Source organism: Bacteroides sp. (assembly GCF_019417265.1).
In the GTDB taxonomy this organism is placed as follows: domain Bacteria; phylum Bacteroidota; class Bacteroidia; order Bacteroidales; family Bacteroidaceae; genus Phocaeicola.
Window position 1 is genome coordinate 18,508 of record NZ_DXVR01000027.1, and the last position, 14,004, is coordinate 32,511.

The following is a 14,004-nucleotide window of genomic DNA, read 5'->3' on the forward strand; positions in this document are numbered from 1 at the left end:
GTATTATTTAATATATTTGGAGTTACTTTTGAAGTTATCATTAAAGCAATTTTTGAGCCATTTGTTTTTAACTTCGCAGTAAACAAGTTATTCTCAAAAACAGCATTATTAATTTCTGCCTTAGTTAGATTAATAATGTTTGAATTTGCATTTAATTTACCATCACCGTCAAAATAAAAGTCACAATCTTTAAAACATATTTTGTTTATTGTGCATTTAGTTGAAGAATAACTTAAATTTTTACCAGTAGCAATTGTATATTTACAATGATCTGAAATCAATTCAAAAGTAGGTTTACACTCTGAAATATTTAATACATATGCGTTTTTGGTAGGATTTATTGTAAAATGAATGTTTTTCGACATCAAACATCCTTTTTCTACAGTACTTTTTATTGTTAACAAAGCTTTATCTTTCAGCTCAACTGTAGCATATGCACCAGGTTTATCACAAATTAAGATCAAATCATTTACATTTATTGTTCCCGGAACCGTTATTTTAGCACCTGCAGCAATAAAATGGATTCCAGTACCTGTTATAGAACCACCATTCTGAACAACATTACCTTCATTGGCCACATTATATCCGGACTCTTTGTTTATTATTTCATCACCAATTAAAATATTATTTCCAGAATTATATTCTTCCAAATAGCTATTAATAATATCTCTCGATTTAACCTTTATCTTTTCTATAGCCCAACTTATACCTTTATTTACCTGAAGTGTTATCACACCTTCTTTATCTGCTTCTTTTGGTGCTGTAATTGTCAACTCGCTATTTTCGTCATTTACAGATGCAGTCCATCCTTCTGTAGCATCCACAATGCAATAATAACCAGATACATCAATTGTAAGAACAGATGGTGCCTTTGTCGAAACGACACAAAAATCTCCATCCTTACTATCTTCAGGGACTGTTATAATACACTTCAATCCTTCTACAATAGGTATAGAGTAATCCTGTCCGTCCACTTTGAATTTCAGGCAATTCCCTTCTACTTTTACATCAGTAATCGGTCTATCCTCTGATGGAGTTATTGAAGTTTCCGCATTTGCCTTAACCTTATTGCCATTAACATCAAGCAAAAGATTGTAAGTAACTCCATTGTCATAACTTACCGACCAATAATATTTATCACCCTCTGCATCAAGCCTGAACTTTGGTGTTTGAGCATCTTTACCATTCTCAGCCTTAGCCTTATAATCTTGGGTTACACCGTCTATCACCCAATATCCGTTTCCGTCAATAGAAATTTGTGGATAGAATTCAGAGCCTTCAACACCTTGTGTCAGTTTAAAAGTTCTACCATCACTTAACAAAAGAGAATAGCTTCCATCTCCATTGTCTGTACATTTCTGTATAGTCTTGTTTCCATCAAGAGCTATACGCAATATGTTCATATTGTCATTTAACGCCTGAACCTGTGCCTCCATTAAAGACACCCTGTCCTTTAAGGCATTAATGTCATTTTCCAAATCTTCCGTATTGCATCCCACAAGCCCTATCAAGAGAAACGAGAATGCCATAAATGCTTTATTTAGTTTCATAGTATTCATTAATTAACAGTTACATTCAATAATACTAATTTTGCGATATTATTCTTTGATATAATCTGCAAGTACACCTTATAAGTGCCGGCATCAACACCTGTAGCATCTATAGTGATTTGTGCTTCTTCTACTTTGACGCCTAAAGGAGTATCTCTTACAATAATCTGTTCTACATTATGCTGAGTTATAGCAACATTTGTAGATTCACCAGCATCTAATGAAATCGTATTTCCATCTGTAATCTCAAACTTCATATCAGTATAAAGTGAAACGGTAACAGGAGTACCACCAGCAGCCAAAGAGAATGTTACCGTACCTGCATTTTCATCAACTTTCACACTATTGAAAATGCTTGAAGGTAATTTTTCAGGATTAGCTACCGGAGCACCGTCAAAAACAGTCCATGATTCTCCGTCATCAAATGAATATATCCAATAACCTGCTTTTGTTACACTTACTTTAGGAGTTTTTCCATCCGGTCCGTTTTCAGGCAAAGCATACATATCGTTTCCGTCTTTATCTTTCATAATGTACTCTTGACCATTCAAAAGATAGCACCAATATCCATCTTTATTGATTGATACTGTAGGTACATCTTCAGCAGGTTTTCCGCTATAAACTTTTATTGCAGTACCATCGCTAAGTTTCAGTATATAATCACCATTATTGTCTTGAGCATATGAGGAAACATATATACTGCCTTCCACCATAGGATAGAATGCCTGCAATTGCTCATTAAGTCTGTCTATCTGCGGCTGCAAAGCATCAAGACGAGCAGTAAGTTCATCTATTTCCTTACGAATTTCATCTTTGTCGTTGCACGAAGGAAGCGCAACAACTGTAAGACATATCATTATAAAATAAAACAATTTCTTCATAATCAATCATTTAATTACGTGTTGCACCATATTGTTTATATGTATCATTAGGGACGAACTTGCCATTCGCCAAATCAAATGTACCTCCGGTAAAAGGGTCTGTATCAACCTTAGTAATTTCATCAAAGCCTGTAAATAATTTATCATCTATAAATAGATTAAAATTAGTTGGCGAGAAATAAATATTATCTGTCGCACTACCTGTCAATGTTTCCGGTGTTGCATTCTTAAAGACCGTAATAAAATTACCGTCTGTGTTAAGTTGTGCATCTGACCATAAAAGATTATTCTTAAAAACTATTGATTTTGCAGATGTTATATTAAATAATCCGGTAGTACGTGGCTCAATGTTTACAATTGTGTTATTCTGAAAATCTATATTACCAACAGCTGTTGAAGCCGCATTCAGTATTTTATATTGCAACTTATACCCACTTTTACAATAAATAAAATTGTTTTTAAAGACTATATTTCCTAAATCTTTGGCACCTGTACCTAAATTAAAGAAGTTCAGTGTAGTTTTATTGCCTGTATATTCAATATCACAATCCTCTACTTTAAAGGAGTCATAGTAGTTAGCAGAATTTAAATATGTTATCGGCTGATCAGCCATTTTTAATTTACATGAATTAAATTCTACATTAAGTTCTTTAGTCTTCTTAAGTGGTGTAATCATATATTTGTTTGATTCAGTCGTATCAAATATTACATCTTTAGCCAAGATATATGCATTCGTATTCTCTTTCATCATAGAAATACCAATAAATCCTTGATCAGCGAATTTAACAGTTCCAGGATTTGACTTATCCATAGAAAGAAATACAAGATTTTCTCCTGTATATTGTCTGTAACCAGGTTTTCCATTATTATCATAAACTTGAGGATTAACTGTCAAAGTCTTTCCCGCTCCGATAAAGAACACCTGATATTTCTCTTTATCAGTTTCAACTATCGAAACATTTTCATTTACAATCATAGGGATTCCAAAAGCAGCATTCTCAATCTCTACTCCATTAACAGTAACAGATTTTCCTGAGAAATATTTAACCGCATCAGAGGCTTGAGCTTCTTCTATTACATTTAATTGCAATTTATCGACAGCCCAATAATTATCTTTATTTACCATAACTGACAAATCTTTAGAGTTATCAGCCACTGCTCTACCTGCAACTGTAGAACCGATAGAAGACACATTTATAGTAGCAACACCGTTTTCATCCAATGCACTTATTTCTGCCTTCCATCCCTTTGGTGCATTAACAAAATAATCATCACCTTTTATCTGCACTTTTAATGAAAAGTTCGCGTCTGGTACCAAGTCAAGACTTTTACCTCCGAAAGGATTTATTATAGAACACGATAAATCAGAAACAATAGGAACCTTTTTTGTCTGCTGTGGGTCTGTTGTAAGAGTCAATACAAAATATTTACCATCTTCGGACATATTTGCTGACATAAAATCCGGATCTACAGGTAATTTATCATTAACAGTCACATATACCTTATTTCCTTCCGCATCAGTCACAGCTGTTGCTGCCTCTTCTCCATATTGAACTGTATAATAATACTTATCAGTTTCGTCTTTTACAAGTTCAAACTTAGGAACAAGACCATCCTTTCCAGGGGTATTATTACTTACTGGTATTTCAGTATTTACACCTTCTATTACCCACTTACCATCTACTATCTCCATATCCGGAAGGCGCACTGAAGATTCCGAACCAAGATTCAATTCAAGTTCAGTATTATCACTAAACTTAATAGTATATGAAGTATAATCAGGAGCCTTGCCATTTGGCGTACATGACGTAATTACAATTTTATCATTGAAGAGATATGATATCACCTCAAGGTTTTCATTCAAAATCTTAACCTGCTCTTCAAGCAGTGTTACGCGGTTCTTAAGGCCGTCGAGATCGTCGCGCAGGTCGTCTGTCTTACACCCTGTAATGGCAAGCACCATCAGGGCAAAAAGTATATATGACATAAAGTATTTTTTCATTGTATATTAGTTTTATAGGGATTCAACTACATTAATCACAAACTCCACAACCTTTTGCTGTGCATCGTAGACATTATCGTTCGTCATAACGAATGTAGCCTTGTAAGTTCCGACTTTATTGTATGTATGTTCGTAACTTGTCACAGGGAGGTTGATGTCCTTTATCTTCACACCTTGGTCGGGCTCTACCGTGGAAGCGAAGTTCAGGTAGTCGGACACAAGCCATGAATATTTCCACAACTTGTTTTCCGCGGCTCCGGAAATATCTATGTTGCCGGATGCTATGTTATTAAAATTCCAATAGCCTTCCACACCGGCCTTGACAGCTCCATATTCCATATCCGACGGCATCTGATAAACATTGTCCGAATGGTCGTCGAACACGGTCTTGTTCTTCATGTTGACAGGAGTGAAACCGAAAGCGCCGGCATATTGGTTTGTGACACGTCCGTTCTTCCAAGTAGTCTCAATGCACATATCCTCGAAATGCCATGTCGATTGAACCAAAGTCTTACCTTCTGCGGTACTATTAGCAGGAGCTTCTTTCTGTCCTCTATTCAAGACCATCGCCATAGTGAATTTCTTATCCTTATATGATGTCAAATCCACTTCGATGCTCTTTACGCCATTAGAATTGACTACAGTCGGCATTTGGGAAGCGTGAACCAGTTCTTGCCATGCTATTTCCTTTTCAACCATTACCGAGTCCTTTTCGAAATCGTAACTGAGTCCCGGGAATACAGGGGTCTTGTCTTCATTCTCTGTCACATACAGTATCTGCATCTGGTCTTTCATGGAGTTTTCTTCACCTTGACGAACCACACCATATTGCGCCCATACCCTGAATTTCAACTTCGAAGACACCACATCGTCAAGGTTTGTCTCCATCCGGTTCCTATATGCGTATTGATGTCCTAATTCTCCACTAAAGAAAGTTATGAAGTCCGGCGACCCTGCAAGATTGAAATTCACAGGTGTGCCTTTCTTCACGGTAATTATATTCCCGTCGTATTCGATGTCCCCGTTTTCTTCCACCGTCACATCCGCATTGGATATGTCATCGAACAATGCAGGATGACACGCCACTGTACCGAACGCCAAGAAAGCGAGAGCCAATATATTCAATGTTTTCATATTATTCATCATTAGTTTGTAAGTTTGCGAATTTAAACCAAAAATTTACCATCCCGGGTTATTGCCGGTAATAAGTTTGTTCACTGCCTTTTCACTCTCAGGAATAGGGAAGTAATTATATGCTTCGCGTATCCTGAAGAAGTTGGCCACCTGTGCTCCCTGACTCCAGTATTTTTCGCCTGTGAATGTCACTTGCTCGTTCATCTTCACTATATATTCGCCCCAGCGGATTAGGTCGTAACGGCGTGTATACTCGAAACAAAGTTCGCGCGCACGTTCGTCTTTTATCTCCTCACGGAAAGTGTCCTTGTTGAAATTCCGGTCAAGTTTTTCCAATCCTGCCCTTTCCCTTACCTCATCTATATACTGATAAGCATCTGCCGGACCGTTTACCTCGTTTTCAGCCTCAGCCATCATCAGGAGTACATCGGAATATCTCAATAACGGGAAGTTGATGGAAGTGTTGTTCTTGTTCTTCTTTGCTGCGGGTTCGTACTCGCGACGGTATTTCGCACAACACAAGTCCTTTCTGGCCTGGTCGCGATTCCCCTCGCTTGTTGTCAACTTCTTCCACATATCGCCTTTGTTTGTCGTGTTCGAATTAAATATAGGGTCATCGGCCAATCCGTATTCATACGAACGTGAGCCGTATCCTCTTCCTGCAAAGTCTCCGAGTCCCATCACCCAATAATAAAGGTCTTTGTTGTCGAACGTCCTGCCTACGATACCTTCGCTCTTTACCTTGGTTGCACGATAACCGAAAGGAGCTATGTTCCATATAAAACGGTCGTCCCTCAATGTTCCGTATTGATTCTCAAGGGTAGGTTCGGAATCATCGTTGTATTTCAGAAGTCCGTCGGCGTCTTTTTTAACCTGGTAAGGAGCTTTGTAGCCATATAAGTCGTAGAGTTTGGGAGTAGCCCAAATAAATGCATACGCATATCCGGGGTCGTTCTTTCCAACCACGTTGTTCAAGGAAGAGAAATCGGAACACATAAGTCCTATAGTGTTGCCCACACGTCCTTCCGCACGCACGTCTCCCGTACCGTCGCCGGCAAATTCCACTTCCCAAATGCTTTCATGCGCACCGGATGTGTCGTACTTGTCGGAACACATATCGATAAACATATCCCAATATTTTGGAGAAAGCGTATGTCCTGCGCCCTGCACCAGCTTGCCGTATTTCAAGGCTTCCTTGAACTTATCAACCTTGTCGGCGGGAGCCGGCAGGTTGTCGCGGTAATGTTCGCCCGCCCAGAACATGTAAACCCTGGCAAGTATTCCCCAAGCCGTGGATTTTGAGACACGTCCGGGCAAGTAACCAAGTTCGGAAGCAGTAAGCAAGCCTCCGTTCTCAGGGTCGGAAACCTCGGCCATCTCTTCCACTATGAACTTGTATATGTCGTCCTTGGGGGTACGGGCTATGTCCTTGTTCTTCAGGCTGCCGGTAGATACCGTGGATTGTGTCTTGAAAGGCACGTCGCCCCAGTTCTGTACGAGGTTGAAATAATAGAATGCACGCAGGAAACGCGCTTCCGCCTTGTATTGCGCACGGGTTTTCTCCGACATGTCCGGAACATTGTCTATCTGTTCGATATAATAGTTGGCACGTTCTATACCATTATATAATGTAAACCAAAGAGCAGTGACCGCAGGGTCGCTGGTAGTAGCGAGGTTACATATCAGACCGGAATTGGAAATACGTCCGGACGAACCGCCATAGAACGAGAGGTCGTCGCCGCCGGCGAGGATGTTGTAGTCGCCGCCATAGAAAGACGATTGCGCCAATATGGCATACACCCCTGTGAGGGCGGAGCTTGCCTCATCCTCACTTTGAAAGTATGTCCCTGAAGTGATTTTATACGGCTCCTTGTCGAGGAAATTGCAGGAAGCCATCACCGCAGAAGCCAGGACAGACAATATTGTATATTTGAACTTTTTCATATTTGCTTTATTTACTATAATGACAACTTATTAGAAACCTAAACTTACACCGAAGTTAACCGCATAAGCACGCGGGTAAGCCGAATAGTCAAGTCCCGGAGTGATGGCACTGTTACGGATTGACACTTCAGGGTCGTAACCTGAATAGCCGGACAATGTCCAAAGGTTCTGTCCCGCAACGTATATCCTTGCGCTTGCTATCTTCCAACGCTTGGTATATTTCACCGGCACGTTATAGCCCAATGTCACCGTCTTCAGACGCAGGAACGAGCCGTCTTCTATCACGCGGCTTGAAACCACCTGGTTGGAGCTGCTCTTTGTAGCGGCAGGAATGTCGCTTGTAGGATTATCGGGTGTCCATCTGTCGGCATACGAAGCAAACTGGTTCAAGTCCTTCTTTCCGTTGGAGTTCTCGAAGAACAGACGGTTGGCGTTAAGCACGTCGTTACCGTAAGACCACTGGAAGAATATGCTCAGGTCGAAACCTTTATATGTGAAGTCGTTTGTGAAACCTCCTGTGTGAACCGGTAGTCCGCGGCCGATGAAAGTCTTGTCGCTCGTGTCTATCACTCCGTCGCCGTTCACGTCCTTGTACTTGGGCATACCCGGCTGAGTACTGTTCTCGCCCGAGAAAGCGGGGACATCCGGACGCAACGTGTAAACGCCGCCCGAGTTGTAGAAGTCGTCGTACTTGTATGTGCCTTCGTATATGTAACCGAACATCATACCCATGGGATAACCCACCTTTGAGATATAAGTAGGCTGTGAATTGTATGACTGGTCGAAGTATGCAGCAGTGAGCAACGCTGTCTGGTTTTCTGCCAGTTCGAGTACCTTGTTCTTGTTGAACGCTATGTTGAAGTTGGTCTTCCAGCTGAAGTTCTTGTTCTTTATGTTCACGGTATTGATGGTAAGTTCCCATCCGGAGTTCCTCACCTTGCCTATGTTCTTAGTGGCACTGAAGAAACCGGTGGACTGCGGCAACACGGCATCGAGGAGAAGGTCACGGGTGGTCTTCATGTACCAGTCGGCCGTAACCCCTATCCTGCCGTCGAAGAAGTCGAGGTCCATACCCACGTTCCACTGCTCGGTGGTTTCCCACTTCAGGTCATTGTTCAAGATTGATATAGGAGCAACGCCCAAGCTGTTCAGGTTATTCTCGAACGGATAGACCGTAGAAGAGTTGCTTCCGTTGGACACCATTGAACCGGTCTTAGACTTGAGCAGGGACAACATGCCGTAATAATCGTATTCGCCCACGCGGTTGTTACCGGTGAGACCCCAGCTTGCACGGAGCTTACCATTGGACAACACGTCCTTCATGTTCTGCATGAACTTCTCCTGTGTGAATGTCCAAGCCAAAGAGCCTGAGGGGAAATATCCGTAACGGTTCTTCTTGCTGAACTTGGAAGAGCCGTCGGCACGGAACGAAGCCGTGGCGTAATACTTCGACTTGTAGTCGTAATTGACACGTGCGAGGAACGACATCATCGCCCATGAGGACTTGACCGAGGTGGTATTTCCGGGAATACCTTCGTTCATTCCCGCCATGCCCAACGATTCGTTAGGTATGCGCGTGGTCTTGAACGAGTACGCCTCGTAGTCGGAGTTCTGGAAAGTGACACCGGCAAGCGAGTTTATGGCGTGGTGCTTCTTCACCCTTGTCTGATACGTAAGCACGTTTTCGTTGAGCCACGTCAGGCGTTGGTTGCGCGATACCTGGGCGTTGACCTTATCGTTAGAGATAGGGCTGCCGTAACGCGACTTCGAGTTGTTGAACTGGTCGCCGTTGCGCGCGTCGTAGGTGTAACCACCGGACACTTTCAGCTTAAGCCCCTTGATTATGTCGTATGCCACGAATCCGTTCAACTGCAAGTTGTTCACGTAGCTTTTGCGGTAAGCGTTAAGCAAGTCCATGTAAGGGTTGAAGCGGTAGTCGTTCGTCATGTCAAGGGCCGAGTCCACACCATTCTCCATAAGTTCTTCCAATCGTCTGTCCAAATTGTTCACCATACGGTATCCCCAAACGCTGTAGAAGAGGTTGTTCATACCGCTTGACGAATAAAGCGAAGTGGAGCTGCCTGTCTGCACGCTGCGCGAATAGTTGGCGGTAAGGCTGGCGTTCCATTTGCCCTGACGCACGTTTATGTTCATGCGCGACTGGAAACGCTTGTAATTGGATTCGAGGATGACACCGTTCTGGTCGAAATATGAAGCCGATGCGGTGTAACGCACGCCTTCCGAACCTCCCATGAGGCTCACGTTGTGGCTGTGCTGCCATGCCGTCCTGAAGATTTCGTCCTGCCAGTCGTACTGTGGGGCGGTCTTGTAATAATCAAGTCCGTACTTCACGTCGTCCGCCTCTGTCGGGCCGTGCTTTGTCAGGTAATTCTTTTCTGTCTCGCTCGGAAACATCTCGTACTGCAACTTGATGAACTCGTATGCGTCCATCAGGTCAAGGGTCTTTGTGACGTTCTGGAAACCGAAGCTGCCTTCGTACTTCAATTGAGGTTTTCCCACCTTTCCTTTCTTGGTGGTGATGATTACCACACCGTTCGCGCCTCGCGCACCGTATATGGCAGTAGCCGAAGCGTCTTTCAAGATATCAAGCGATTCGATATCAGAAGGGTTGATTGTGCTTGCCAGAGCGGGATCCTCCACCGGAAAACCGTCGATGACATAAAGCGGAGAGTTATCCTGTGTCAAAGAGTTGTTACCACGGATTACGATGTTCATCGTTCCTCCCGGCTGGCCTTCACCTGAACTAACATTAACTCCGGCTACACGTCCTCCCAAAGTCTGGTCGAATGAGCCGACAGGAGTATTAAGAAGATTATCCATATCAACCTTTGCTACAGAACCTGTCAAGTCTTTCTTCTTGACCTCCTGATAACCGACTACAACAACTTCCTCAAGCATTTCGGAATCTTCTTTCAGGACTATAGACATAGGTTTGGTGACATCCACTTTCACTTCCATGTCCTTATACCCGATATAAGATATTACAAGAACCGCGTTTTTGTCGGGTACTGACAGCGAGAACATACCGTCCATGTCGGTAATAGTACCCTGTGTGGTTCCTTTAATTAAAATACTGGCACCGATGACTTCTATTCCGGTATCATCGATTACCTTTCCTCTGACGAGAGACTGTGCCACCGCCCCGGTGACAGCAATTAAGGTTAACAGTAAAATACTGAAAGCCCTCTTCCATTTCAAATAATCTTGGAATCCAGTTTTCATAAAAGATAAAATTACATTAAGTTTATTTTTCAAGGTTTTATTTTGCAAATATATTAATAATCATGCGCGGCAATTTGATAAAATCGTTCATGAATAGTACAAAATAATTCAAATACTTAAAAAACAACATTTATCAACGCCCTATTGACACACATTATTTATTATATATACATTATTTATTATATATACATTTTTAAATACAACAACTATTGGACGAAGGAAAGAGCCACAACAAAATTATCTATATGATTTTTATCATAAATTACACGCAATATAATAAACTTTCTTCAAATAAACGAAGATTTTCTTAAATAAAATCTCAATAGTAGTAATAAGTTAAGACCAAAGAAATAAACCTTTTCGACCAAACTTAAAAACACGAATCATTCACCTTTATCGGTTTTTCCAATCTCAAAACGAAAAAGATTCTTTCATATTATTCAAAACGCTTCAACACAGAAAGCGGAACACGTACGTGTCACGCGTGGAACACGAACGTGTAACGCGCGGAACACGAACGTGACGCGGGCGGAACACGAACGTGTCACACTTTCTTAAAACAGGAAAAATCCGCAAAACAACAGCACATTAAAAAAAAGACGACTAAGAATCTTATAATATCGACTTAATTTAAAAACCAACCCGAACAAAAAAATGTTGTATTCATATTCAACAGATGAATCTGCCATTGAATTCAAAACACAATCATGGACAGGAAGGAACAAAGCGGATACAGCAGATAGCACATATTATTCAAGAGGTTCATGGAATAACGACCATATAGTTTTCCACTGCTCAGGTTCCTTTAATCAAGGCTATTACAAATTATCTTTCAAGGTCAAGAGTTCTCTAGCAACTGCAGATGGTGTGGTTGGTACAGGTATAATGTCAAGTAATGACGATAAAGTTTTTGCATTGTATGAAAATAAGGATGTTGAAACTTTTTGGAAAAGGACTGTTACTACATTTGGGTCAATAAAAAACGAATGGGTAGAAAAAAGTATTATTGTAAGCTTCAGTAAAACTTATAAAGAAGGTAAAAGCTCAAGTTTAAAAGAAACCGATTTATCTGAATCTGAAATTACAGATGTCAACCAAGGTATTGATATAATTTTCTACAACTATACTAACGGTGTAGAAAACAGTCTTTATTTGAAAGATATTAAAATAGAATCGCATACCTTTGCATCAAAGTAATTCGTATCATATAGTTGAGTTTTCTTGTAATATTCGGTTACTAAAATACAGATTATAATAAAAATGAAGTCGTATCTATCAATATTTATTAATGAAGATACGACTTCTATTTTTTAATTTAAATCGATTTATTTGACTATTTTTCATTATACCATTGTCTATATCCTTAATCACTTTGAAAAACAAATCCTTATAACTATATTTGCAGAAACCAATACTTGCATTTATGGGAAACTATATCAGATTCGACTGGGCAATGAAACGCCTGCTCAGGGACAAAGCAAACTTCAAGGTGCTTGAAGGTCTGCTTACGACACTTCTGAACGAAAAAATCACTATCAAGAACCTGTTGGAAAGCGAAAGCAACCAGGAGGAGGAATACGACAAGTATAATCGTGTGGACCTCTTAGCGGAAAACTCCAAGGGAAACCTGATACTGATTGAGGTGCAGAATAACAACGAGTATGCCTATTTCCAAAGAATGCTTTTCGGAACCTCAAAATTAGTAACGGAATATATCAACCGTGGAGAAGGGTACGACAAGGTGAGAAAAATATACAGCATAAACATCGTTTACTTCACATTAGGACACGGAAAGGATATTGTATATCACGGGAAAACGGTATTCAAAGGCATACACCTGAATGACGTACTGGAACTGAGCCCGTTCCAGAGGCAGACTTTCAAGGTAGACGAAGTGAGCCAGCTTTATCCTGAATATTACATTCTAAAGGTGAACGACTTTAACAAGGTAGCGAAAACACCTCTGGAAGAATGGATTTACTATCTGAACACAGGAGAAATACCGGAAGGGGCAAACGCTCCGGGACTGGAAGAGGTAAGGGAAAAGCTGAAAATAGACAGCATGAACAAGGCTGAAAAGGAGGCATACTACAGACATTTGGACAATATTGTAATACTTAGAGATAATATCAATACTGAAAGAGCGGAAGGTAGAGCGGAAGGTAGAGCGGAAGGCAAAGCAGAAGGCGAAAGGCTTAAGCAAGAAGAAATTGCACGCAACATGAAAAAGTTAGGCATGGATATTGCAACCATATCTGCTGCAACCGGAATGTCAGAAGAGGAAATTACAAAACTTTAATCAGTTACATTTAAACTCATAATAACATGAAAAAAATTATTTTAGCAACAGCATTTGTGGCGGCCACTTTTACCGCAAACGCACAAAACATCATCAAAAACGGTGATTTCAGCACTGAAGTTAGTACAGAAACAGTTAACAAGACCCCGGCTTCGACTGACTGGTTTTTCTTTGACAAGACAAAAGGTAAAACCACTTTCGCCAACGTGAAAGATGACAATACTCATGGAAATGCCGTACAAATAGAAAACACCTCGGACAATTCATGGTACAGATCGTATGTAGGACAGCGTGTACAAGGAGCTGAGAAAGGTATCTACACATTGACATTCGATATGAAGGCTCTTACTCCTAAGACTCAGGTGAGAGTATTCCTTAAGAGTGCCAATAACGACAAAATGTTCTTCCTGCGTGAAGGTTTCGACATCAATGACGAAACGACAAAGAAACAATCGGCAGCAGCTTTCAGCAGAGCAGAAAAGAAACTGGACAAATGGGTGAAAGTAACTGCCAAATTTGACCTTAGCAAGGCTGTAGATAACTTTGCAAGTCCACAAGGTGTAGAAGCCAAAGGCGGTAAAATCAACGTGACTGACGCAAGCGAGGATATGATAAAGGATTTCGTTGTTGTTATACAATTGCAGAATAAAGATACAAAGGCTTTGATTGACAATGTTTCTCTGGTGAAGAAATAAGACATATGACAATTAAAAAACTTTTATGACGAGAATAAGCAAATTATTCTCGTCATTTTTTGATTAAAATAAACAGGATATTCCAATCATTGCCATTTTGACACATTGTGGATGCTTGCAGGAATCACCGGTCCGAAAAATGATAAAAGCGCGAGTGAACGGCTAATGAATGCTCAGTGAACGGTATTTGAATGGATTTTGAACTGTCTTTTCCTGATTTTGGTTGACTGTTATAATGTCATTACCACTGATTATA

The 14,004-nt window shown here is 40.7% G+C and carries 9 protein-coding genes; 3 read left to right on the top strand and 6 right to left on the bottom strand.

Annotation, left to right across the window (positions count from 1 at the left end; genetic code table 11):
* From QZ379_RS05300 to QZ379_RS05325, 6 genes are all read right to left on the bottom strand, one after another.
* Nucleotides 1–1,550 (bottom strand): PL29 family lyase N-terminal domain-containing protein (locus tag QZ379_RS05300; protein WP_291559814.1); only part of this gene is annotated, 1,550 nt, incomplete at its 3' end.
* A gap of 8 nt (nt 1,551–1,558) precedes the next feature.
* A complete protein-coding gene (locus QZ379_RS05305) occupies nt 1,559–2,431 on the bottom strand; it encodes a PL29 family lyase N-terminal domain-containing protein (RefSeq protein WP_291559824.1) in 873 nt (290 codons plus the stop codon).
* Nucleotides 2,432–2,441: 10 nt separating this feature from the next.
* Entirely contained in the window at nt 2,442–4,433 is a 1,992-nt protein-coding gene (locus QZ379_RS05310) for a PL29 family lyase N-terminal domain-containing protein (protein WP_291559829.1), read from the bottom strand.
* Between the two features lie 12 nt (nt 4,434–4,445).
* Complete coding sequence (locus QZ379_RS05315; protein WP_291559832.1) at nt 4,446–5,567, bottom strand: DUF5017 domain-containing protein; 1,122 nt, start codon at nt 5,565–5,567, stop codon at nt 4,446–4,448.
* Between the two features lie 45 nt (nt 5,568–5,612).
* Entirely contained in the window at nt 5,613–7,511 is a 1,899-nt protein-coding gene (locus tag QZ379_RS05320; RefSeq protein ID WP_291559857.1) for a RagB/SusD family nutrient uptake outer membrane protein, read from the bottom strand.
* Between the two features lie 30 nt (nt 7,512–7,541).
* Nucleotides 7,542–10,754 (bottom strand): TonB-dependent receptor, encoded by a 3,213-nt coding sequence (locus QZ379_RS05325; RefSeq protein ID WP_291559863.1) that lies wholly within the window; start codon nt 10,752–10,754, stop codon nt 7,542–7,544.
* 654 nt (nt 10,755–11,408) lie between these two features.
* Between QZ379_RS05325 and QZ379_RS05330 the strand changes: the two genes are divergently transcribed.
* From QZ379_RS05330 to QZ379_RS05340, 3 genes are all read left to right on the top strand, one after another.
* On the top strand, nt 11,409–11,951 hold the full coding sequence (locus QZ379_RS05330; RefSeq protein WP_291559868.1) for a hypothetical protein: 543 nt from the start codon (nt 11,409–11,411) through the stop codon (nt 11,949–11,951).
* A gap of 226 nt (nt 11,952–12,177) precedes the next feature.
* On the top strand, nt 12,178–13,053 hold the full coding sequence (locus QZ379_RS05335; protein WP_291559874.1) for an Rpn family recombination-promoting nuclease/putative transposase: 876 nt from the start codon (nt 12,178–12,180) through the stop codon (nt 13,051–13,053).
* Between the two features lie 26 nt (nt 13,054–13,079).
* Nucleotides 13,080–13,748: a DUF4627 domain-containing protein gene (locus tag QZ379_RS05340; protein ID WP_291559888.1), complete on the top strand. Its 669-nt coding sequence runs from the start codon at nt 13,080–13,082 to the stop codon at nt 13,746–13,748.
* The last annotated feature ends 256 nt before the right edge of the window (nt 13,749–14,004 follow it).